This window comes from Leifsonia williamsii, from assembly GCF_030433685.1.
Taxonomy (GTDB): Bacteria; Actinomycetota; Actinomycetes; order Actinomycetales; family Microbacteriaceae; genus Leifsonia; species Leifsonia williamsii.
On the sequence record NZ_JAROCF010000001.1, the window covers coordinates 3630157 to 3650884 of the forward strand.

General features: G+C 69.8%; 26 protein-coding genes. 6 read left to right on the forward strand and 20 right to left on the reverse strand.

The window, feature by feature from the left end:
• Positions 1-24 precede the first annotated feature (24 nt).
• Positions 25-993 (forward strand): type I pantothenate kinase, encoded by a 969-nt coding sequence (gene coaA / locus P5G50_RS17180; protein WP_301212298.1) that lies wholly within the window; start codon positions 25-27, stop codon positions 991-993.
• Between the two features lie 97 nt (positions 994-1090).
• Positions 1091-1399, forward strand: a complete 309-nt coding sequence (locus tag P5G50_RS17185) for a helix-turn-helix domain-containing protein (RefSeq protein WP_301212299.1) — start codon at positions 1091-1093, stop codon at positions 1397-1399.
• 75 nt (positions 1400-1474) lie between these two features.
• On the opposite strand, the gene glmM is transcribed toward P5G50_RS17185, so the two are convergent.
• Genes glmM through rplM form a run of 3 tightly spaced genes read right to left on the reverse strand, consistent with a single transcriptional unit; the run spans position 1475 to position 3857 of the window.
• Positions 1475-2836, reverse strand: coding sequence for a phosphoglucosamine mutase (gene glmM / locus P5G50_RS17190; RefSeq protein WP_301212300.1), 1362 nt, complete (start codon positions 2834-2836; stop codon positions 1475-1477).
• 28 nt (positions 2837-2864) lie between these two features.
• Entirely contained in the window at positions 2865-3362 is a 498-nt protein-coding gene (gene rpsI / locus P5G50_RS17195) for a 30S ribosomal protein S9 (RefSeq protein ID WP_301212301.1), read from the reverse strand.
• 48 nt (positions 3363-3410) lie between these two features.
• Positions 3411-3857 (reverse strand): 50S ribosomal protein L13, encoded by a 447-nt coding sequence (gene rplM, locus P5G50_RS17200; RefSeq protein ID WP_301212302.1) that lies wholly within the window; start codon positions 3855-3857, stop codon positions 3411-3413.
• 274 nt (positions 3858-4131) lie between these two features.
• Between rplM and P5G50_RS17205 the strand changes: the two genes are divergently transcribed.
• From P5G50_RS17205 to P5G50_RS17215, 3 genes are read left to right on the forward strand one after another with little or no spacing between them, the layout of a single operon-like run.
• Complete coding sequence (locus P5G50_RS17205; RefSeq protein WP_301212303.1) at positions 4132-5307, forward strand: acylneuraminate cytidylyltransferase; 1176 nt, start codon at positions 4132-4134, stop codon at positions 5305-5307.
• Entirely contained in the window at positions 5304-6176 is an 873-nt protein-coding gene (locus P5G50_RS17210; protein WP_301212305.1) for an N-acetylneuraminate synthase family protein, read from the forward strand. Before P5G50_RS17205 ends, P5G50_RS17210 begins: the two co-directional genes overlap by 4 nt.
• 2 nt (positions 6177-6178) lie before the next feature.
• The gene (locus tag P5G50_RS17215; RefSeq protein WP_301212306.1) at positions 6179-7459 is read left to right on the forward strand and encodes a DUF6716 putative glycosyltransferase; all 1281 of its coding nucleotides are present in this window, start codon (positions 6179-6181) and stop codon (positions 7457-7459) included.
• A gap of 40 nt (positions 7460-7499) precedes the next feature.
• On the opposite strand, the gene truA is transcribed toward P5G50_RS17215, so the two are convergent.
• Positions 7500-8369 (reverse strand): tRNA pseudouridine(38-40) synthase TruA, encoded by an 870-nt coding sequence (gene truA / locus P5G50_RS17220; RefSeq protein ID WP_301212307.1) that lies wholly within the window; start codon positions 8367-8369, stop codon positions 7500-7502.
• Positions 8370-8502: 133 nt separating this feature from the next.
• Here truA and P5G50_RS17225 point away from each other — a divergent pair, with 133 nt between their 5' ends.
• Positions 8503-10488: an acyltransferase family protein gene (locus P5G50_RS17225; protein ID WP_301212308.1), complete on the forward strand. Its 1986-nt coding sequence runs from the start codon at positions 8503-8505 to the stop codon at positions 10486-10488.
• Between the two features lie 21 nt (positions 10489-10509).
• On the opposite strand, the gene P5G50_RS17230 is transcribed toward P5G50_RS17225, so the two are convergent.
• The 16 genes from P5G50_RS17230 to rpsH form a co-directional block, all read right to left on the reverse strand.
• Positions 10510-11562 carry a GNAT family N-acetyltransferase gene (locus tag P5G50_RS17230; RefSeq protein WP_301212309.1) on the reverse strand — a complete coding sequence of 351 codons (1053 nt, stop codon included), beginning with the start codon at positions 11560-11562 and terminating at the stop codon, positions 10510-10512.
• A 105-nt stretch (positions 11563-11667) separates the two neighbouring features.
• Entirely contained in the window at positions 11668-12249 is a 582-nt protein-coding gene (rplQ, locus tag P5G50_RS17235; protein ID WP_301212310.1) for a 50S ribosomal protein L17, read from the reverse strand.
• Between the two features lie 55 nt (positions 12250-12304).
• Positions 12305-13300 (reverse strand): DNA-directed RNA polymerase subunit alpha, encoded by a 996-nt coding sequence (locus P5G50_RS17240; RefSeq protein ID WP_301212311.1) that lies wholly within the window; start codon positions 13298-13300, stop codon positions 12305-12307.
• A 120-nt stretch (positions 13301-13420) separates the two neighbouring features.
• Complete coding sequence (rpsK, locus tag P5G50_RS17245) at positions 13421-13819, reverse strand: 30S ribosomal protein S11 (RefSeq protein WP_055821293.1); 399 nt, start codon at positions 13817-13819, stop codon at positions 13421-13423.
• A 27-nt stretch (positions 13820-13846) separates the two neighbouring features.
• On the reverse strand, positions 13847-14221 hold the full coding sequence (gene rpsM, locus P5G50_RS17250) for a 30S ribosomal protein S13 (protein ID WP_301212314.1): 375 nt from the start codon (positions 14219-14221) through the stop codon (positions 13847-13849).
• Between the two features lie 135 nt (positions 14222-14356).
• A complete protein-coding gene (gene rpmJ, locus P5G50_RS17255) occupies positions 14357-14470 on the reverse strand; it encodes a 50S ribosomal protein L36 (RefSeq protein ID WP_018191946.1) in 114 nt (37 codons plus the stop codon).
• Positions 14471-14549: 79 nt separating this feature from the next.
• Positions 14550-14771 (reverse strand): translation initiation factor IF-1, encoded by a 222-nt coding sequence (infA, locus tag P5G50_RS17260; protein WP_011186713.1) that lies wholly within the window; start codon positions 14769-14771, stop codon positions 14550-14552.
• Positions 14772-14947: 176 nt separating this feature from the next.
• Complete coding sequence (gene map, locus P5G50_RS17265; protein ID WP_301212315.1) at positions 14948-15793, reverse strand: type I methionyl aminopeptidase; 846 nt, start codon at positions 15791-15793, stop codon at positions 14948-14950.
• Entirely contained in the window at positions 15793-16389 is a 597-nt protein-coding gene (locus P5G50_RS17270; protein ID WP_301212316.1) for an adenylate kinase, read from the reverse strand. Before P5G50_RS17270 ends, map begins: the two co-directional genes overlap by 1 nt.
• Positions 16386-17708: a preprotein translocase subunit SecY gene (secY, locus tag P5G50_RS17275; protein ID WP_301212317.1), complete on the reverse strand. Its 1323-nt coding sequence runs from the start codon at positions 17706-17708 to the stop codon at positions 16386-16388. Before secY ends, P5G50_RS17270 begins: the two co-directional genes overlap by 4 nt.
• A gap of 78 nt (positions 17709-17786) precedes the next feature.
• Positions 17787-18467: a 50S ribosomal protein L15 gene (gene rplO / locus P5G50_RS17280; RefSeq protein WP_301212318.1), complete on the reverse strand. Its 681-nt coding sequence runs from the start codon at positions 18465-18467 to the stop codon at positions 17787-17789.
• Positions 18467-18652, reverse strand: a complete 186-nt coding sequence (gene rpmD / locus P5G50_RS17285; protein ID WP_018191951.1) for a 50S ribosomal protein L30 — start codon at positions 18650-18652, stop codon at positions 18467-18469. Before rpmD ends, rplO begins: the two co-directional genes overlap by 1 nt.
• Positions 18652-19356, reverse strand: coding sequence for a 30S ribosomal protein S5 (gene rpsE, locus P5G50_RS17290; RefSeq protein ID WP_435870909.1), 705 nt, complete (start codon positions 19354-19356; stop codon positions 18652-18654). The genes rpmD and rpsE overlap by 1 nt, the downstream gene beginning before the upstream one ends.
• A complete protein-coding gene (rplR, locus tag P5G50_RS17295) occupies positions 19353-19724 on the reverse strand; it encodes a 50S ribosomal protein L18 (RefSeq protein WP_301212319.1) in 372 nt (123 codons plus the stop codon). Before rplR ends, rpsE begins: the two co-directional genes overlap by 4 nt.
• 2 nt (positions 19725-19726) lie before the next feature.
• Complete coding sequence (gene rplF / locus P5G50_RS17300) at positions 19727-20263, reverse strand: 50S ribosomal protein L6 (protein WP_301212320.1); 537 nt, start codon at positions 20261-20263, stop codon at positions 19727-19729.
• A 6-nt stretch (positions 20264-20269) separates the two neighbouring features.
• Complete coding sequence (rpsH, locus tag P5G50_RS17305) at positions 20270-20668, reverse strand: 30S ribosomal protein S8 (RefSeq protein WP_301212321.1); 399 nt, start codon at positions 20666-20668, stop codon at positions 20270-20272.
• Positions 20669-20728: the final 60 nt, after the last annotated feature.

The following is a 20728-nucleotide window of genomic DNA, read 5'->3' on the forward strand; positions in this document are numbered from 1 at the left end:
GGGCACACCCTAGACTTGTCGCCTATGGCTGAGAACGGCGCCGCGCGCGGCGGATCCACAGGCGGCGGCGACTCCAGCACACCCTACGTCGAGCTCGGCAGGGCCGATTGGGCCGAGCTGGCGCAGAACACGCGCCTCCCGCTCAAGGAGACCGAGATCGTGCAGCTGCGCGGCCTCGGCGACCCGCTCGACATGCGCGAGGTCTCGGAGGTGTACCTGCCGCTGAGCCGGCTGCTCAACCTCTATGTCGGCGGTACACGGCAGCTGCACCGGGCCACCAGCGACTTCCTCGGCGAGCGGTCGCAGCGCACCCCGTTCGTCATCGGCGTCGCCGGATCGGTCGCCGTCGGCAAGTCGACCATCGCGCGCCTGCTGCGCGAGCTGCTGTCGCGCTGGGACGACACCCCGCGGGTCGAGCTGGTCACGACCGACGGCTTCCTGCTGCCGAACGCGGAGCTCCAGCGCCGCGGAATCATGGAGCGCAAGGGGTTCCCTGAGTCGTACGACCGCCGGTCGCTGCTGCGCTTCGTGACCGAGGTGAAGAGCGGGGCGCCGGAGGTGCGCGCCCCCTTCTACTCGCACCTCAGCTATGACATCGTGCCGGACGCCGAGATCGTGGTGCGGCGCCCCGACGTGCTCATCGTGGAGGGCCTCAACGTGCTGCAGCCCGCCGGCGGCGGCAACCGCCTCGCAGTCAGCGACCTCTTCGACTTCAGCGTGTACGTGGACGCCCGCACGCGCGACATCGCGCACTGGTACGAGGAGCGCTTCCTGAAGCTCCAGCGCGGCGCGTTCGCCAACCCCCAGTCGTACTTCCACCGCTACGCCGACCTCACCGAGGACGAGGCGCGCGCCAGGGCCGCCTCCATCTGGGCGAGCATCAACGAGCCGAACCTCGTGCAGAACATCCGGCCGACGCGGTCGCGGGCACGGCTCGTGCTCCGCAAGGACGCGGACCACACCGTGAGCTCGGTCCTGCTGCGCAAGCTCTGACGCGCCCACTCGCGGATGTGGCATAAGAGCCACAGGCATGAGTCATTCATGCTCTGGCGCTCTGGTCATCCCTGCACCTGTCGCGTAGTCATGAGGTATGCCGTCTCCCCGCTCGCACGCCGCCGAGGTCTTCGGCCGCCGGGTGCGGGAGGCGCGGATCGCGCTCGGCATGAGCCAGGAGCAGATCGCCGGCCTCGCCGACATGCACGTGACCAACTACGGACGAGTCGAGCGCGGCGAGGCGAACTCCGAGCTGCACACCATCGTCCGGCTCGCGACCGCCCTCGACACGGACCCCGCCGAGCTGATGGCCGGCCTCTACGGCGAGGGGATGCTGCCCGAGCGCTCGCGCGCATACTCGGTCGCCGACTTCCTCGCCGCCCGCCGGGCCGAAGAGCGCCACTAGCCCGCCAGCACAGGAAAAATGCTCCGGATCACGGGGATCCGGAGCATTTTCCTGTGTTCGAGGGCTGGCTCGTGGCTAGAGCGAGAGGCGCTCGCGGACGACGTCGGCCAGCTCGTTGGCCAGGCGCTCGGCGGTCGGGTGATCCGCCGCCTCCACCATGACGCGCACGAGCGGCTCGGTGCCCGACGGGCGCAGCAGCACGCGGCCGCTGTCGCCGAGCGCCGCCTCGGCCGTCTGCACGGCCGCGCGGAGGCCCTCGTCGGTGTGCACGGCGTGGTGGTTCACACCCTTCACGTTGATCATCACCTGCGGGTAGACGGTCATCGCGCGCGCCAGCTCGGCGAGCGACTTGCCCTGACGGGCCATCTCGCTGAGGAGGTGCAGGCCGGTGAGGATGCCGTCGCCGGTCGTCGCGAACTCGCGCATGATGACGTGGCCGGACTGCTCCCCGCCGAGGGAGTAGTCGTTCTCGTTCATCGCCTCGAGCACGTAGCGGTCGCCGACGGCGGTCTCGACGACCTTGATGCCGTTGTCGCGCATGGCGAGCTTCAGGCCGAGGTTGCTCATGACGGTGGCGACGAGCGTGTCGTCGCGGAGCTTGCCGCGCTCCTTCATGCCGAGCGCGAGGATCGCCATGATCTGGTCACCGTCGACGACATTGCCGTCGGCGTCGATCGCGAGGCAGCGGTCGGCGTCGCCGTCGTGCGCGATGCCCACGTCGGCGCCGGCCTCGAGGACGGCCTTGGCGAGGTTGTCGAGGTGCGTCGAGCCCACGCCGTCGTTTATGTTCATGCCGTCGGGCGCGTCGCCGATGACGGTCACGCGGGCACCCGCGTCGGTGAACACCTCCGGCGAGATGCCGGCGGCCGCGCCGTGGGCGCAGTCGAGGACGACGTGGATGCCGTCGAGGCGGTGCGGGAGGCTCGCGAGGAGGTGCACGACGTAGCGGTCCTCGGCGTCCGCGAACCGGCGGATGCGGCCCACGTCGGCGCCGGTCGGCGTCAGCTTCTCGAGGTCGAGGTGCTCCTCGATGCGGTCCTCGACGATGTCGGGGAGCTTGGTGCCGCCGCGCGCGAAGATCTTGATGCCGTTGTCAGGCGCCGGATTGTGCGACGCCGAGACCATCACGCCGAAGTCGGCGTCGAAGTCGGCGATGAGGAAGGCCGTCGCGGGCGTCGGGATGACACCGGCGTCGTAGACGTCGATGCCCGAGCTGGCGAGCCCCGCGGCGACGGCCGCGGAGAGGAACTCGCCCGAGACCCGGGGGTCGCGGGCGACGATGGCCGTCGGGCGCTTGCCCGAGGCGCGCCGCGCCTCGGCGCTGCGGCCTCGCGTCAGGACAGCAGCAGCTGCCTGAGCGAGGCCGAGCGCGAGGTCGGCGGTGAGGGGGCCGTTCGCGAGACCGCGGACCCCGTCGGTACCGAAAAGGCGTGGCATGGAGACCGAACCCTGAACCCTGCGGGGATCAGCGCTTCGAGAACTGCGACGCCTTGCGGGCCTTCTTGAGACCGGCCTTCTTGCGCTCGGTGACGCGGGCGTCACGGGTGAGGAAGCCGGCCTTCTTCAGGGTCGGGCGGTTGTTCTCGCGGTCGATCTCGTTGAGCGCGCGCGCGATGGCGAGGCGCAGGGCGCCCGCCTGGCCCGAGGGGCCGCCGCCGGTGATGCGCGCGACGACGTCGTACGAGCCGATCAGGTCGAGGACCTTGAACGGGTCGGTGATGAGCTGCTGGTGCAGCTTGTTCGGGAAGTAGTCCGCGAACTCACGGCCGTTGACCGTGATGGTGCCTGCGCCCGGGACCAGGCGCACGCGCGCGATGGCCTCCTTGCGGCGGCCGACGGCCGCGCCGGGGACGGAGAGGACGGGGCGCGGGGCCGCCGTCGTCTCGGTGGCCGGGGTCTCGGTCGAGTAGGACTCGACGTTCTCGACCTGAGCCGAGTCGATGCTGTCTGCGATCTTCGCCACGGTGGTGATAATCCTTTGTCTTAAGTCAGTCGTGAAGGTCTGGATCGCTTACTGGGCGACCTGGCCGAGCGTGTACGGCTTCGGCTGCTGAGCGGCGTGGGGGTGCTCGCTTCCGGTGTAGACCTTCAGCTTGCGGAGCTGGGCGCGGCCGATGGAGTTCTTCGGCAGCATGCCGCGGACGGCCTTCTCGACGGCGCGGACCGGGTTCTTCTCGAGGAGCTCCGAGTAGGTCACGGCCTTGAGGCCGCCCGGGTAGCCGGAGTGGCGGTACGCCTTCTTCTGGAGGAGCTTCTGGCCGGTCAGCGCGACCTTGTCGGCGTTGATGATGATGACGAAGTCGCCCATGTCCATGTGCGGGGCGAAGGTCGCCTTGTGCTTGCCGCGCAGGAGCGCGGCGGTGTGGCTGGCGAGGCGGCCGAGCACGACGTCGGTCGCGTCGATGACGACCCAGTCGCGCTGGATCTCGTCGGCCTTCGGGGAGTAAGTGCGCGTCACAGTAGTGGCTGCTTTCTGTTCGAACGGAGGAGTTCGTGAATCCCACTCCGATGGGGGTTCGACTCTCGATGAGGGACGAACCGTGCCGGTGGAGGGCTCACGTTCGCATGCCGCGCCGCAGGAGGCGCGGACACCAAAGATCAATCGTACGCGACGGGCGTGTCGGCGGTCAAACCGGCCCGGTGTCCGCACCGGGCAACGCTTCCTGAACGGTTCCACATCCGCTCCCCTCCCGTTCGCCTCCCGGCAACGCCCGATTCCTACCGTGGCCACCGTGTCCTCCCCGCAACGCGTCGTCGCCGTGATCCCCGCACGTGCGGGATCCACGGGCATCCCTCGCAAGAACCTGGAGCCCGTCGGCGGCCGCGCGCTGGTCGTGCGCGCGATCGACGCCGCCCGGGCGGCCGGCCTGGTCGACGCCGTCTACGTCAGCACCGACGGATCTGCGATCGCGGCCGCAGCGCGAGCCGCAGGCGCCCTCGTGATCGACCGGCCGACCGAGCTCGCCGGCTCGACGGCCTCCTCCGAGTCGGCCCTCCTGCACGCGCTCGACGCCCTCTCGGACGACGGCGTGCGACCGGAGGTGCTCCTCTTCCTCCAGGCGACCTCCCCCTTCATCGACCCCGCAGACCTCGACGCCGCCGTCGGCGAGGTGCTGTCCGGACGGGCCGACGTCGTGTTCGCGGCCGCTGCCTCCCACGCCTTCCTCTGGCGGACCGGCGCGGACGGGGAGGCTGTCGCGGTCAACCACGACGCCGCGGTGCGCCTGCGACGGCAGGACCGCGCGCCGGAGTTCCGCGAGACCGGGGCCTTCTACGCCCTCCGCGCCGACGGCTTCCGGACGGCGCGGCACCGGTTCTTCGGCCGCGTCCGCGTTCACGAGGTGGAGGCCCGCGGCGCGATCGACATCGACGAGCCGGCCGACCTGGTGCTGGCACGCACCCTCGCCCCGATGCTCGACACCCCGGCGCCGATCGACGTGGACGCCGTGGTGACCGACTTCGACGGCGTCCACACCGACGACCGCGCCGCCGTCACCACCGACGGCTCCGAGGCCGTGGTGGTGAACCGCCGCGACGGGATGGGCGCCCGCCTGCTCCGGGAGGCCGGCCTCCCCCTCCTCATCCTCTCCACGGAGCAGAATCCGGTCGTCGCCGCCCGGGCCGCGAAGCTGCGCGTCGACGTGCGGCACGGCGTGGACGACAAGGCGGCCGCGCTGCGCGAATGGGCCGGGGCGACGGGCGTCCCGCTCGACCGCGTGGCCTACCTCGGCAACGACATCAACGACCTCCCCGCGCTGGCCGTCGTCGGCTGGCCGGTGGCGGTCGCCGACGCGCACCCGGCCGTGCTCGCCGCGGCCAGGCACGTGCTGAGCCGCCGGGGCGGCGACGGCGCCGTGCGCGAGCTCGCAGACCTCGTCCTCAGTCAACGGAACGGAGCACGGACATGACGGTCACCATCGGAGGCAACCGGATCGGCGGCGGAGCACCCGCCTACCTGATCGGAGAGATCGGCCTCAACCACAACGGCGACGTCGACATCGCCAAGCGGCTCATCGACATCGCAGCCGACGCCGGCATGCAGGCGGTCAAGTTCCAGAAGCGAACGCCCGCCATCTCCACCCCCGAGCACATGAAGTCGGTCCCGCGCGAGACGCCCTGGGGCACCATGACCTACCTCGACTACCGGTACCGCGTCGAGTTCGACCGCGACCAGTACATCGAGATCGGCGACCACGCGACGCTCCGCGGCCTCGACTGGTTCGCGTCGCCGTGGGACGAGCCGTCGGTGGAGTTCCTCGAGGACCTCAACGTCGTCGCGTACAAGATCGCGTCGGCGTCGGTGACCGATCTCGGCCTGCTGGGCGCGGTCGCGCAGACGGGCAAGCCGGTCATCCTCTCCACCGGGATGTCCACCATCGACCAGGTCGACGCCGCCGTGGAGGCGCTGGGCACCGACCGCCTCGTGATCATGCACGCCACCTCCACCTATCCGCTGCCGGCGGAGGAGGCGAACCTGCGGATGATCGGCTCGCTTGCCGCCCGCTTCCCCGGCGTCCCGATCGGCTACTCCGGCCACGAGCCGGGTCTGCAGATCTCGCTCGCGGCCGTCGCCCTCGGCGCCACGGCGGTCGAGCGCCACATCACGCTCGACCGGACGATGTGGGGCTCCGACCACGCCGCCTCCCTCGAGCCGCACGGCCTGAACACGCTGGTCCGCGACATCCGCATCATCGAGTCTGCCCTCGGCGACGGCGTCAAGCGCGTCATGCCGGGCGAGCTGGCGCCCCTGTCGAAGCTGCGGCGGGTCGGAGCCTGAGCGTGCCGAGACGCCTGCTCGGGATCGTCGACACCGACTCGTTCGCGAAGTGGGGAGCGCACCTGCTCTCCGCGGCCCCGTCGGAGTGGACGCTCGAACTGGCGACGGTCGCGACCCCGACCGCGGCGAGCGCCGCCCAGCTGCGCGCCGCCCTGCACGGTGTCGACGAGCGGCTCGCGCACGCGGCCGCCCATCCTCCGGCGGCCGAGCACGTGGATGCGATCGTCGACCGCATCCGCCGCGACCCGCCCGATGCCGTGGTCGTCGCGACCATCGGGCCGGTCGCCGAGCTGATCATCGACCTGCTGCACCGGAGGGTGCGCCCGCGGCCGGTCATCGTGACGGGCCTCCCCGGCATCTCGTACCCGGCGAAGTGGAAGGGCATCTTCCTGCGGGCGCGCGCCGACGTGTTCGTGCTGCACAGCCGGCGCGAGGTCCGCGAGTACGCCCGGCTGGCGGCCGAGGGAGGCGTCGAGCCGCACTTCGCCCTCGCGACGCTGCCGTTCCTCCGGCGCGGCTCAGGCGATGGATCCTCGTCCGCTTCGCGGCCCGCTGCCGACGAGGTGCGCGATGGCGTGATCTTCGCCGCGCAGCCGAGCGTTCCCGCGGCCGAGGAGGACCGGCGCCGGATCGTGCACTGGCTCGCCGAGACCGCGCTGGCGCACCCGGAATGGAGGGTCGTGCTCAAGACGCGCGCGCTCCGCGGAGAGCAGCAGACCCATCGGGAGGCGCATCCGTACGCCGACCTCCTGCCCGCCGATGCTCCTGCGAACCTCACGGTGGAGACCGGCCCCATGAGCGCGCACCTCGACCGCGCCGTGGCCCTCGTCACGGTGAGCTCGACGGCGGTGGTGGAGGCGATCGACCGCCGCCTCCCCGCCCTCACCCTGACGGACTTCGGCGTATCGCGCTCCCTGATCAACGAGGTCTTCGTCGGCAGCGGCCTCGAGGGCACCTCCGCCGACCTCGTCGCCGGTCGCTTCGGCTCGGCCGGCGAGGAGTGGCGCGCCGACAACTACTTCCACCCCGCCTCCGCCGACGACTGGGCGGCGAGGACCCTCACGCTGATGGAGGCTCGCGACCGGGGGCTGCTCCGCGACCGCCCGTCGGTGCGCCGCAGCCGCGGAGGCGCGCTGCGCCGGGCGTGGGAGCGCAAGATCGCGCTGGGCCCGTTCGACCGGTCGGCGCTGGGAGCGGTCGCGCTCGTGATCGGCACCCCGATCCGGCGCGTGCGCCGCCTCGCCCGGCGCTGGCGACCGACGCCCCCGGTGACGCCGGCCTAGCGGCCGGCCGCAGCCGCCTCGGCGAGCGCGCGCGAGCGCATCAGAGTGTGCGCAGCGCGCGAGTGCGCTCGGCGCGCAGCGCGAGCTCCGCACCGTCGGGGTAGCCGACCTCCATCAGCGTCAGCCCGCGCGCGGGCATGACTTTGAAGGCGCTCGTGCGGCGCTGCTCGTCGCGCAGCAGCACGAGGTCGCCGGGGGTGAGCTTGCCCTCCCCCACCTCCACGCAGCCGCCGACGAGCGCCCGGACCATGCTGTGGCAGAAGGCGTCCGCCACCACCTCGCCGACGAGCACACCGTCATCGTCGCGGCGCCACGCGTACGCCTGGAGGGTGCGGATCGTCGTCGCCCCTTCGCGCGCCTTGCAGTAGCTGGCGAAGTCGTGCAGCCCGAGCAGCCCGTGGGCGGCCTGGTCCATCGCGGTCGCATCGAGGTCGGACGACACCCACGCCGTGCGGTGGCGCTGCAGCGGGTCGCGGCGGGCGGCGCGGTCGGCGACCCGGTACTCGTACCGGCGCCAGAGCGCCGAGAACCGGGCGTCGAACCCCTCGGGCGCCTCGCTCGCGGCCGTGACGACGACGTCGGGGACGGGCCCGAGGATGCCGTTGATCCGCCGGGCCAGCGCGTCGTGCGCCGCGAGCGGAGGCCGCTTGCCGTGCGGCTTCCGCAGCACCGTGACCTGCTCCTCGGTGAGGTCGACGTGCGCCACCTGCCCTGCCGCGTGCACGCCGGCGTCCGTGCGACCGGCGACCGTGAGGGTCGGGGCCTCGCCGGCGCGGCGGAAGATCGTGGCGAGCGCGGCCTCCAGCACCCCCTGGACCGTTCGCAGCTCCGGCTGGCGACCCCACCCGTTGAAGTCGGTGCCCTGGTAGGCGATGTCGAGGCGGAATCTGCGCAACGCCTGGTCGGTCATCCCTCGATTCTAGGGAAGCGGCCGCCGCCGGCCACCGCACGGCGGCTCCCCTCAGACGTCACCGGGAAGCCGCTGAGTGTCGGCGCGCGTGGTGCGACCGGTGTCGGCGGGCGTTGCTATCGTGGGCGCTTCGATGTCCAGGATCACCGATACGCAGCCTCCCGCCTCCGCCGCGCCCACCGGGCCGCCGGAGGCCGTTTCGTGGACCCTGCAGCCCGCGGTGGACGTCCGGCCCGGCACGTTCGCGCCCGCACCTTCCCGCCCCTCGCGGCGGTTCAGCGGGCTCGACGGCCTCCGCGCCTTCGCGGTCACGGTCGTCCTCGTCTACCATCTCTTCCCCGGTGTGCAGCCAGGGGGCTTCATCGGCGTCGACGTCTTCTTCGTCATCAGCGGGTTCCTCATCACGAGCCTGCTCATGCGCGAGCGGCGGAGCACGGGGAGGCTCGACCTCCGCCGCTTCTGGGTACGACGCGCCCGGCGCCTCCTGCCGGCCATCGTCGCCCTCGTCGTCGTGTGCTCGACCGCCGCGCTCGCCATCGGAGGCGATGTGCTGGTCGGTCTGCCGCGCCAGGTGCTCGGAGCCGCCACCTTCAGCGCCAACTGGCTCTCGATCGCCGGCGACGCTAGCTACTTCGCGCAGGGAGCGCCGGAGCTGTTCCGCAACCTCTGGTCGCTCGCCGTCGAGGAGCAGTTCTATTTGATCTGGCCCGTCGTCGTGCTCGCGCTCGCGCTGCTGCGGGCCTGGTGGGCGCGCGTAGCCATCGTCGCGACGGTCGCCGTGGCCTCAGCGGCAGCAATGGCGCTGGAGTACCTACCCGGCACCGATCCCACGCGGGTCTACTTCGGCTCCGACTCACACAGCTTCGGGCTCGCACTCGGTGCCGTGGTGGCGCTCCTGGCGGCCAGGATGCGCCCGGTCGACCTCGACGCCGGCGAGAGCGGACTGCAGCTCTTCGTGCGCCGCTGGCTGCCTGCGCTCGGCGTGCTCTCCGTGCTGGGTCTCGTGGTCGCGGCTTACGGGCTGCGGGACGACGCCGCGTTCACCTACCGCGGCGGCCTCGTGCTCGTGAGCCTCCTGACAGCGCTCGCGATCTGGGCGGCCGTCGTCCCCGGCGCCGCACTGGGCAGGATCCTCGACGCGCCGGCGCTCCGCTACGTCGGTGTGCGCTCCTACGGCCTCTACCTCTGGCACTGGCCGGTGTTCGTGCTGGCCTGCGCCCTCGTCCCCGACGAGCACGATCCGGTGCTCGCCGTCGTGGTGGGCGTCGCGTCGCTCGCCGTCTCGGCCGCAGCCGCGCTCCTCTCGTTCCGGCACCTCGAACAGCCCATCCGCGAGCACGGCCTGGTGGGCGCGGTGCGCCGGTTGCGGGACCGCGTGGCGCTCTCCTCCAGCGCGAAGGCCGGAGGCTACGGCCTGGCTGCACTCGCGGTCGTGCTGGTCGCCGGCACCGTTGCCGCCATCGCCGTCGCGCCGACCACGACCGGCGCCGAGCGCTTCATCACGCAGGGCGCCGCCTCCCTGCACAGTGGCGGTCCCTCTGCGCCGTCGCAACGCCCGCAGCGCATCCCTCCGGATCCCCAACCGGTCGCCAAGGGTCCCGACATCTCCGCGATCGGCGACTCAGTGATGCTCGCGTCGGCTCCTGCGCTGCAGGAGGCCTACCCCGGGATCGCCGTCGACGCCGTGGTCTCGCGTCAGCTGAGCGCCGCACCAGACCTCCTGCAGCGGGCCGCGGACGCCGGAGCGCTGCGGAAGATCGTGGTGCTCGGGCTCGGCACCAACGGCTCCATCTCCGCCACGAGCCTCGACGCGGTGCTCGACGCCATCGGACCGCAGCGCCGGCTGATCCTGGTGAACGTCCAGGCGCCGCGGTCGTGGACCGACGGCGTCAACCAGACCCTCACCGCCTTCGCCGCACAGCACACGGGCCGCGTCGTTCTCGCCGATTGGAAGGGCGCGATCAGCGGGCACCTCGACCTGCTCGCCGACGACCAGATCCACCCGGGCATGCGCGGAGGGCGCGTCTATGCGGACGCCCTGCACACCGCGCTCGTGGAGCTGTCGCAGTACACCCGCACGCGACCGGCGCAGCCCTGGGACCGGCCGCGACCGCAGTGAGCCGGAGCGGCTCCCCGGTCGTCAGTACTCGATGACCAGCCCGGTCTCGTGCTGCGTCGGGACGAAGCCCATCCCGGTGTAGAGGCCGAGCGCACCCGTCGGGTTGTCCGCATCCACGTCCAGCACGACGCGCTCCCAGCCGCGGTCGGCGCAGGCACGCAGCACCGCCGCGAGCAGAGCCGGCGCGATCCGCCGGCCGCGGTGCGCCCGGGTGACCGCCACCGTCGAGACGTAGGCTCCGGTGAAGCCCTGCCCGGCCCAATCCTCCTCGTTGACATCGGTGAGGAGGACCCCGGCGATCGCGCCGTCCGCAGCGAAGGCCACGAACGACAGGTCGGCAACGAACACGCCACCCGTGAGCGACCGCCACTGCTCGTCGCTCAGCGGCTGGCTGCCCCAGTGGTCCCGGAACGCCTCGTCGCGCGCCGCATGCACGGCCTCCGAGGCGTCGTCGCCGACGATCGCCTCGGCGTAGGTGCGAATGGTCACCGGCTCGGTCGGCGTCACGTCCGAGATGGGGAGGCTCAGGTCACGTTCCATGGTGTGGAACCAGCGCATCGCGGTGAAACCGGCGGAGGTCAGGAGGCGCTCGCGATCCGGAGCACGCCGGTCCGCGTAGCCGACCAGCCATCCGGGCAGCGCCTTCGCCGACGCCGCGAGCCGCTGCTCGCCCCGCGCCCGCTGCCAGCGGATCAGCTCCCGGCCGATGCCCTTGCCGCGCGCCTCCGGGTGCACGTAGCCGTTCATGAACTCACGCACCAGCGTCTCCTGCCGCGGCGGTTCCAGCACAAGGCCGAAGGCGAGGGGCCTGCCGTCGTGGCCGATCGCGAGCAGGGTGTCGCGTTCGAGGTCCACGAACGAGTAGCCGAGGTCCTCCTCGACCTCGTCGCGGGTCGCGACATAGTTCGGGTGATCGACCGCGTCGCTCGCCCGGCGCACCTCCCACACGGCGTCCACATCGGACAGCGTCGCCGGTCGCCACTCCGCGACGAGGGGATGCGACGGCACGACCGTCTCGGGAGCCACCACCCGCTCGCTCAGCGGAGTCAGGGTGCGGGAGGTCGTCTCGGCCATGCCCCCACCCTGCCATATGAGCGCTGCGGCGCAGAGGTCCCGACGCAACGCGAAGGGCCCCGCATCCACGGATGGATGCGGGGCCCTTCGACGGCTGCGAGTCGGTTACGCCTTCTCGGCGTCCGCCTCCGCGGTGGTCTCACCGGCGGCCTCGGCGTCGCCGGTGGCCTCCTCGACGACCTCGGCCTCGGCGGCCGCGGTCTCGGTGGTGGTGTCCTCGGCGGCGGTCTCCTCGGCCGGGGCCTCCTCGACCGGGGCCTCCTCGACCGGAGCGGCCGGAGCAGCCTTCGGCGCGGCCGTGCTCTTGGACGACTTCACCTTCGGGGCGACGGGCTCGAGCACCAGCTCGATCTGCGCCATGGGCGCGTTGTCACCCTTGCGGTAACCGAGCTTGGTGATGCGGGTGTAGCCGCCCTCACGCTCGGCGACCAGCGGCGCGATCTGGGTGAAGAGCTCGTGCACGACGGCCTTGTCGCCGATGATCCCGAGCACCTTGCGACGCGCGTGCAGGTCGCCGCGCTTCGCGAACGTGATCAGACGCTCGGCCACGGGACGGAGGCGCTTCGCCTTGGTCTCGGTGGTCTTGATGCTCTTGTGGGTGAACAGCGCAGCGGCCAGGTTGGCGAGCAGCAGACGCTCGTGCGCGGGGCCGCCTCCGAGGCGGGGGCCCTTGGTGGGCTTGGGCATGATCGGTTATCTCCAGGTTGAAAAAAGTGAACGCGAGTGAGCGGGACGCCCCACGTCAGATGGTGGACTCGTCCTCTTCGTAGCCGCTGTAGAAGTGCGCGCCGTCGAACCCGGGGACCGAGTCCTTCAGCGAGAGGCCCATCTCCGTCAGCTTGTCCTTGACCTCATCCACCGACTTCTGACCGAAGTTGCGGATGTTCATGAGCTGGGTCTCGGAGAGGGAGACCAGCTCGCTGACGGTGTTGATGCCCTCGCGCTTGAGGCAGTTGTACGAGCGGACCGACAGGTCGAGGTCCTCGATCGGCATGGACAGCTCCGAGCTGAGCACCTGGTCGACCGGCGCCGGGCCGATCTCGATGCCCTCGGCCGCGCTGTTGAGCTCGCGGGCCAGACCGAACAGCTCCACCAGGGTGCGACCGGCCGACGCGATCGCGTCGCGCGGGCTGATCGCCGGCTTGGTCTCCACGTCGACGACGAGGCGGTCGAAGTCGGTGCGCTCACCGGCACGGGTGGCCTCGACGCGGTAGGTGACCTTCAGCACCGGCGAGTAGATCGAGTCGACCGGGATCTGGCCGGCCTCGCTGTACTCGTTGCGGTTCTGCTGGGCCGACACGTAGCCGCGGCCGCGCTCGATGGTGAGCTCGACCTCGAACTTCGCCTTGTCGTTGAGGGTCGCGATGACCAGCTCCGGGTTGTGGATCTCCACACCCGCCGGCGCCGAGATGTCGGCGGCGGTGACCTGGCCGGCGCCCGTCTTGCGCAGGTAGGCGGTGATCGGCTCGTCGTGCTCGCTCGAGACGACCAGGCCCTTGATGTTCAGGATGATCTCGGTGACATCCTCCTTGACGCCCGGGACGGTGCTGAACTCGTGCAGCACGCCGTCGATGCGGATGCTGGTGACGGCAGCGCCGGGGATCGACGAGAGGAGGGTGCGACGGAGGGAGTTGCCGAGGGTGTAGCCGAAGCCCGGCTCGAGCGGCTCGATGACGAACCGCGACCGGAACTCGGAGATGTTCTCTTCGGTGAGCGTCGGACGCTGTGCAATGAGCACTGTTGATTCCTTTCGGCTAAGTGTCCGCTATATGACACTTGCTTCTGATTCAGGGGGTGTGCGTCACGCCGTCAGGCGGCGGCCCGGATCGGGCCGCCGCCTGCGGCGGACAGAAGAGAACTAGACGCGACGACGCTTGGGCGGGCGGCAACCGTTGTGCGCCTGCGGGGTGACGTCGTTGATCGAACCGACCTCGAGGCCGGCGGCCTGGAGCGAGCGGATCGCGGTCTCGCGACCCGAGCCCGGGCCCTTGACGAAGACGTCGACCTTCTTCATCCCGTGCTCCTGCGCCTGACGGGCGGCCGACTCGGCGGCGAGCTGCGCGGCGAACGGGGTCGACTTGCGCGAACCCTTGAAGCCGACGCCACCCGACGACGCCCAGCTGATGACCGCACCGGTGGTGTCGGTGATCGAGACGATCGTGTTGTTGAACGTGCTCTTGATGTGGGCCTGGCCCACAGCGATGTTCTTCTTTTCCTTCTTGCGCGGCTTGCGAACGGCCGACTTGGGTGCTGCCATTTCTACTCCTTCAGTCCTTTACCCGGCCTAGCGAGCCTTCTTCTTACCGGCGACGGTCCGCTTCGGGCCCTTGCGGGTGCGAGCGTTCGTCTTGGTGCGCTGGCCGCGGACCGGAAGGCCCTTGCGGTGGCGGATTCCCTCGTAGCTGCCGATCTCGACCTTGCGGCGGATGTCGGCGGCGACCTCGCGACGGAGGTCGCCCTCCACCTTGAAGTTCCCCTCGATGTAGTCGCGCAGGGCGACGAGCTGGTCGTCGCTCAGGTCCTTGACGCGGATGTCGCCCGAGATACCGGTCTCGGCGAGAGTCTGCAGCGCGCGGGTGCGTCCGACGCCGTAGATGTAGGTGAGTGCGACCTCGACGCGCTTCTCGCGCGGGATGTCGACGCCTGCTAGACGTGCCATGTGTGGCTTCTCCTGTGTGAGTGGAGGTCTTCAGCGGTCCCGGTGCCCCGGCCTCCTCCGGGGGTGTCCCCCGCGTCCACCGGAGTGGACGCGGGATCTGGGATCACCATGTGTGTTCAGTTGTGGTCGAGGCGATCAGCCCTGGCGCTGCTTGTGGCGCGGGTTCTCGCAGATGACCATCACGCGGCCGTTGCGACGGATGACCTTGCACTTGTCGCAGATGCGCTTGACGGAGGGGTTGACCTTCATGAGTTGATTACCTTTGTTCGCTGTCCTCGTACCTCGCCAGGGGCTACCCGGTGGCGAGGCCGTTACTTACAGCAGACCTTTACTTGTAGCGGTAGACGATCCGGCCGCGGGTCAGATCGTAGGGGCTCAGCTCGACGATCACGCGGTCCTCGGGGAGGATGCGGATGTAGTGCTGGCGCATCTTGCCGGAGATGTGGGCAAGAACCTTGTGACCATTGGTCAGCTCCACGCGGAACATCGCGTTGGGGAGCGCCTCGATCACAGATCCTTCGATCTCGATGACACCGTCTTTTTTGGCCATAGCCTCACTGTCGCTAGTCGTTGGGGTTTGCTGGTCGTGCGTACTGTGGCGAAAGGCACACGGAAAACGTGCCTAAGACACCAAGGGTCTATCTTATGCGAAGCGGCGTCGTTTCGCCAATCCGCGTGTATCATGTGCCGCCGCTCTGAGCGAACAGCGTCGGTGGAACGGGCTTCTCACGCGATCGGAGCCGGCGTGATGCCGTACGGAGCGAGGCCGGCAGCCCCGCCGTCCTCGGCGGTGAGCACCCAGATGCCGTCCTTGTGCACGGCGACGCTGTGCTCCCAGTGGGCGGCGGCCGAGCCGTCCTCGGTGGCGACGGTCCAGCCGTCGTCCTTCACGTAGGTCTCCTGGTCGCCGAGCACCACCATCGGCTCGATGGCGACGACGAGTCCCGGCTTGACCTCCGGGCCCTTCGCTCGCACCCGGTAGTTGAACACCGGTGGCTCCTCGTGCATCTTGCGGCCGATGCCGTGACCGATGTAGTCGGTCAGGATGCCGTAGTCGCCCTGCGACATGATGTAGTCCTCGATCGCCTCGCCGACCTCGTTGAGGTGGCGTGCGGTCGCCAGCCGGGCGATGCCCCGCCAGAGCGACTGCTCGGTGACCTCGCTGAGCCGCTGACGCTCGGCGACGACCTCCGGCCGCGCCGGGTCCGGCAGCACGAACGTGCGCGCCGCGTCGCCGTTCCAGCCCTGCCCGTCGGCACCGCGCACGACGGCGCCCGAATCGATCGACACGATGTCGCCCGGCTGCAGGATGCGCGAGCCGGGGATGCCGTGCACGACCTCGTCGTTCACCGACGCGCAGACCGTGTAGTGATAGCCGGGTTCGAGCTTGAAGTTGGAGGAGCCTCCCGCCGCCTCGATCGCACGCTCGGCGAGGGCGTCGAGCTCGAGCGTGGAGACGCCTGCGGCGATCGCAGCGGCGACCGCGTCGAGAGAGGCCGCAGTGGCCCGCCCCGGCGCGACCATCTCGCGCAGTTGAGCGGGCGTCTTGTAGATCGAGCGCCCGAACGCCATCAGCGAGCCGCGGCGCGCGGAACGATGCCGCGCTCCGCGAGAGCCGCGTTGATCCGCTCGCCGACCTGGTCGATGTCGCCGAGGCCGTCGACCTCGACGAGGAGGCCGCGCTCACGGAACACGTCGATCAGGGGCGACGTCTCGCGGAGGTAGACCTCCTGGCGGTGGCGGATCGCCTCCTCGGAGTCGTCGGCCCTGCCCTGCTCCTGCGCCCGCTTGGTGAGCCGGGCCACGAGCTCGTCCTGGTCGGCGACCAGCTGGATCACGGCGTCGAGCTTCTGCCCCTGCGAGCCGAGCAGGTCGTCGAGGTAGTCCACCTGCGCGAGCGTGCGCGGATAGCCGTCGAGAAGGAACCCGTCTTTCGCGTCGTCCTCCCCCAGCCGGTCCGCGACCAGCTGGTTGGTGAGGCTGTCCGGAACGTAGTCGCCGGCGTCCACGATGGCCTTGACCTGCACACCGAGCGGCGTCTCGTTCTTGATGTTCGCGCGGAAGATGTCGCCCGTCGAGATGTCGGGGATCCCGTACACGGAGGTGATGCGGGAGGCCTGAGTGCCCTTGCCCGCTCCGGGGGGTCCGACGATCAGCAAACGGGTCAACGCAGAAGCCCTTCGTAGTGTCGCTGCTGGAGCTGCGAGTCGATCTGCTTGACCGTCTCGAGACCCACGCCGACGATGATCAGGATGGACGTGCCGCCGAACATGAAGTTCTGACTCGCGCCGATCAGCGCGAACGCGACCAGCGGGATGAGCGCGATGATGCCGAGGTAGAACGAGCCGGGCAGGGTGACCCGCGTCAGCACGTAGTCGAGGTACTCGGCGGTCGGCCGACCCGCGCGGATGCCGGGGATGAAGCCGCCGTACTTCTTCATGTTGTCCGCGACCTCCTCCGGGTTGAAGGTGATCGCCACGTAGAAGTACGTGAAGCCCACGATCAGGAGGAAGTAGAGCAGCATGTAGAGCGGGTGGTCGCCCTTGGTCAGGTAGTTCGTGATCCAGGTCACCCAGGGGGCGGGAGCCTTGCCGGCGGCCGGCTGGTTGAACTGCGCGATCAGCGCCGGCAGGTACAGCAGCGACGAGGCGAAGATCACCGGGACGACGCCCGCCATGTTCACCTTGATCGGGATGTACGTGTTGTTGCCGCCGTAGGTGCGACGTCCGACCATCCGTTTTGCGTATTGAACGGGGATGCGCCGCTGCGACTGTTCGACGAAGACGACGCCCGCCACGATCAGCAATCCGATCGCGATCACGACCAGCAGGATCTCGATGCCCTGCGACTGGCCGACCGCCCAGAGGGAGGACGGGAACTGCGCCGCGATCGACGTGAAGATCAGGAGCGACATGCCGTTGCCGATGCCGCGCTCGGTCACCAGCTCGCCCATCCACATGATGAGGCCGGTGCCGGCGGTCATCGTGATGACCATCAGCATGATCGCGTACCAGGAGTCGTCCGTGATGAGCTGCGTGCACTGCGAGACCGCGGTGGTGCCGAACAGCGCACCGGAGCGGGCGACGGTGATCAGGGTCGTCGACTGGAGGACGCCCAGGGCGATCGTGAGGTAGCGCGTGTACTGCGTGAGCTTGGCCTGGCCGGCCTGGCCCTCCTTGTAGAGGGTCTCGAAGCGCGGGATGACCACGCGCAGCAGCTGCACGATGATCGACGCGGTGATGTACGGCATGATGCCGAGCGCGAAGATCGAGAGTTTGAGGAGGGCACCACCTGAGAACAGGTTGACCAGCGAATAGAGGCCGGAGGTGTCCTGGTTGGCGTTCAGGCAGGTCTGAACGTTACCGAAGTCGACGAACGGCGCGGGAATGAAGGACCCGAGCCGGAAGAGGGCGATGATGCCCAGGGTGAAGCCGATCTTGCGGCGAAGGTCCGGGGTGCGGAAGATCCGCGCGACGGCGCTGAACAAAGTGCGTCCTGCTTTCCTATGAGAGTTCAGTCGGGTGGCCGGAAAGCCCGGCCACCCGACTGGACCGCCTGAGGGCGGCTACTTGACGGAGCCGCCGGCGGCGACGATCTTCTGCTCAGCAGAGCCGGAGACCTTGTCGACCGCAACGTTCAGCTTAACCGCAATGTCACCGTTGCCGAGAACCTTCACCTTCTCGTTCTTGCGTACCGCACCCTTGGCGACCAGGTCGGCGACGGTCACGTCGCCACCGGCCGGGTACAGCTCGGCGAGCTTCTCCAGGTTCACGACCTGGTACTCCACCCGGAACGGGTTCTTGAAGCCGCGGAGCTTCGGGGTCCGCATGTGGAACGGCAGCTGGCCACCCTGGAAGCCCGGGCGCACCGAGTAGCGCGCCTTGGTTCCCTTGGTACCGCGGCCGGCGGTCTTGCCCTTCGAACCCTCACCGCGTCCGACGCGGGTCTTGTCCTTCTTGGCGCCCGCGGCCGGACGGAGGTGGTGGACCTTCAGGACCTGCTCGCGGGGAGCAGCGACGTCCTTCTTGGCCGAGGTCTTCTTCGCCGGGGCGGAGACGGTCTCGTCCTTGGTGTCGGCGGCAGCCTTGTCGGCAGCGGCCTTCGCCGGAGCCTTCTTGGCCGGAGCCTTCTTCTCGGTCGCCGGCTTCTCAGCAGCGGCCTTGGTGGTCGCGGCCTTCTTAGCCGGGGCCTTCTTCTCGGCAGCCGGCTTCTCGGCAGCCGCGGTAGTGGGCTTGTCGTCAGCCATTAGTCGATCTCCTCAACCTTCACCAGGTGAGCGACGGTGTTGACGTACCCGCGGTTCTGCGGGTTGTCCTCGCGGACGACGACGTCACCGATGCGCTTCAGTCCCAGGCTGCGCAACGTGTCGCGCTGGTACTGCTTCTCGCTCACTTTCGACTTGATCTGCGTGATCTTCAGACGCGCAGCCATCAGGCACCTGCCTTCGCGGTAGCGGCGGCCTCAGCCGCACGCGCCTCGATCTGCAGCAGCTTCTCGGGCGCGACACGGTCGTAGTCGAGGCCACGGCGGGCGGCGACGGCGCGCGGCTCCTCGAGCCCCTTCAGCGCCTCCACCGTCGCGTGGACGATGTTGATCGTGTTCGACGAACCGAGCGACTTGCTCAGGACGTCGTGGATGCCGGCGCACTCCAGGACGGCGCGGACCGGGCCACCGGCGATGACACCGGTACCGGCAGCGGCCGGACGGAGGAGGACGACACCGGCGGCCGCCTCACCCTGCACCGGGTGCGGGATGGTGCTGCCGACGCGGGGGACGCGGAAGAAGTTCTTCTTCGCCTCCTCGACGCCCTTCGAGATGGCCAGCGGGACCTCACGGGCCTTGCCGTAGCCGACGCCCACCAGACCGTTGCCGTCACCGACGACCACGAGAGCGGTGAAGCTGAAGCGACGGCCGCCCTTGACGACCTTCGAGACGCGGTTGATGGTCACCACGCGCTCCAGGAACTGGCTCTTGTCCTGGTCGCGGCTGCCACGGTCGCGGTTGGGGTTGCGCTCACGGCCGCCACGGCGCGGCTCGCGCTCGCGCTGCGTGTTGTCGGTCGACGCAGCGGTCTCCACCGGCTGCTCGGCCACTGCCTGATCGGCCACGGTCTGCTCCTTGTTGTTGTCGCTCACAGGTTCAGTCCACCCTCTCGAGCTCCTTCGGCGACAGCGGCGACGCGACCCGCGTACTTGCTGCCACCACGGTCGAAGACGACCGCCTCGACGCCGGCGCTCTTCGCGCGCTCGGCGACCAGCTCACCGACACGGCGGGCCTTGGCGGTCTTGTCGCCGTCGAACGAGCGGAGGTCAGCCTCCATGGTCGACGCCGATGCGAGGGTGTGCCCCTGCGCGTCGTCCACGACCTGCACGAAGACGTGACGGGCCGAACGGGTGACGACCAGGCGCGGACGGGACGCGGTGCCCGCGATCTTCTTGCGAAGGCGGGTGTGACGGCGGTCGCGAGCGGCCGCCTTGCTCTTTCCTCTGGTACCCAGAGCCATGATTACTTACCAGCCTTTCCGGCCTTGCGACGGACGACCTCGCCGGCGTAGCGCACGCCCTTGCCCTTATACGGCTCGGGCTTGCGGATCTTGCGGATGTTCGCGGCGACCTCACCCACAGCCTGCTTGTCGATGCCCGCCACGGTGAGCTTGTTGTTGCCCTCGACCGTGAAGGTGATGCCGGCCGGCGGCTCGACGGTGACCGGGTGCGAGAAGCCGAGAGCGAACTCGACGGCCGAGCCCTTCTGGGCGACGCGGTAACCGGTGCCGACGATCTCGAGGCCCTTCGAGTAGCCCTGCGTGACGCCGATGATGTTGTTGTTGATCAGCGTGCGGGTCAGGCCGTGGAGCGAGCGCGACTCGCGCTCGTCGTCCGGACGGGTCACGAGGACCTGGCCGTCCTCCAGCTTGACCTCGATCGGGCTGGCGACGGTGAGGCTCAGCTCACCCTTCGGGCCCTTCACGGTGACGGCCTGGCCGTCGATGGTCACATCCACGCCCGCGGGGACGTCGATGGGGAGTCTTCCAATACGCGACATGTCGGGTTACCACACGTAGGCGAGGACTTCCCCACCCACGCCCTTCTTCTCAGCCTCGCGGTCCGTGAGCAGACCGGAGGAGGTGGACAGGATGGCGATGCCGAGGCCGCCGAGCACCTTGGGGAGCTCCGTGGACTTCGCGTAGACGCGGAGTCCGGGCTTCGAGACGCGCTTGATGCCGGCGATGGAGCGCTCGCGGTCCGGGCCGAACTTGAGGTTCAGCGTGAGCGTCTTCCCGACGCGCGCGTCGGCGACGTCCCAGCCCGCGATGTAGCCCTCCTTGGTGAGGATGTCGGCGATGTGGGCCTTGAGCTTCGAGTGCGGCATCGACACGGTGTCGTGGTGAGCCGAGTTCGCGTTGCGCAGTCTGGTCAGCATGTCTGCGACCGGATCTGTCATTGTCATTGCGGTTTTCCTTCGTTCACCAGGTTTCGTTCAGCCGGTCCACGACTGACGACCTGTGGT

Excerpts from the sequence above, each read along its gene's own strand:
- rpmD (WP_018191951.1), bottom strand. The coding sequence starts at position 18,652 with ATGGCTGCGCGTCTGAAGATCACGCAGATCAAGTCGAAAGTGAGCGAG.
- map (WP_301212315.1), bottom strand. The coding sequence starts at position 15,793 with ATGGCGTTCGGGCGCTCGATCTACAAGACGCCCGCTCAACTGCGCGAG.
- rpsM (WP_301212314.1), bottom strand. The coding sequence starts at position 14,221 with ATGGCACGTCTAGCAGGCGTCGACATCCCGCGCGAGAAGCGCGTCGAG.
- rplQ (WP_301212310.1), bottom strand. The coding sequence starts at position 12,249 with ATGCCCAAGCCCACCAAGGGCCCCCGCCTCGGAGGCGGCCCCGCGCAC.
- rpsK (WP_055821293.1), bottom strand. The coding sequence starts at position 13,819 with ATGGCAGCACCCAAGTCGGCCGTTCGCAAGCCGCGCAAGAAGGAAAAG.
- glmM (WP_301212300.1), bottom strand. The coding sequence starts at position 2,836 with ATGCCACGCCTTTTCGGTACCGACGGGGTCCGCGGTCTCGCGAACGGC.
- truA (WP_301212307.1), bottom strand. The coding sequence starts at position 8,369 with ATGACCGACCAGGCGTTGCGCAGATTCCGCCTCGACATCGCCTACCAG.
- rplR (WP_301212319.1), bottom strand. The coding sequence starts at position 19,724 with ATGGCTCTGGGTACCAGAGGAAAGAGCAAGGCGGCCGCTCGCGACCGC.
- P5G50_RS17185 (WP_301212299.1), top strand. The coding sequence starts at position 1,091 with ATGCCGTCTCCCCGCTCGCACGCCGCCGAGGTCTTCGGCCGCCGGGTG.
- rpsH (WP_301212321.1), bottom strand. The coding sequence starts at position 20,668 with ATGACAATGACAGATCCGGTCGCAGACATGCTGACCAGACTGCGCAAC.
- rpmJ (WP_018191946.1), bottom strand. The coding sequence starts at position 14,470 with ATGAAGGTCAACCCCTCCGTCAAGCGCATCTGCGACAAGTGCAAGGTC.
- P5G50_RS17230 (WP_301212309.1), bottom strand. The coding sequence starts at position 11,562 with ATGGCCGAGACGACCTCCCGCACCCTGACTCCGCTGAGCGAGCGGGTG.
- P5G50_RS17225 (WP_301212308.1), top strand. The coding sequence starts at position 8,503 with ATGTCCAGGATCACCGATACGCAGCCTCCCGCCTCCGCCGCGCCCACC.
- P5G50_RS17210 (WP_301212305.1), top strand. The coding sequence starts at position 5,304 with ATGACGGTCACCATCGGAGGCAACCGGATCGGCGGCGGAGCACCCGCC.
- rplO (WP_301212318.1), bottom strand. The coding sequence starts at position 18,467 with ATGGCTGACGACAAGCCCACTACCGCGGCTGCCGAGAAGCCGGCTGCC.
- infA (WP_011186713.1), bottom strand. The coding sequence starts at position 14,771 with ATGGCCAAAAAAGACGGTGTCATCGAGATCGAAGGATCTGTGATCGAG.
- rplF (WP_301212320.1), bottom strand. The coding sequence starts at position 20,263 with ATGTCGCGTATTGGAAGACTCCCCATCGACGTCCCCGCGGGCGTGGAT.
- coaA (WP_301212298.1), top strand. The coding sequence starts at position 25 with ATGGCTGAGAACGGCGCCGCGCGCGGCGGATCCACAGGCGGCGGCGAC.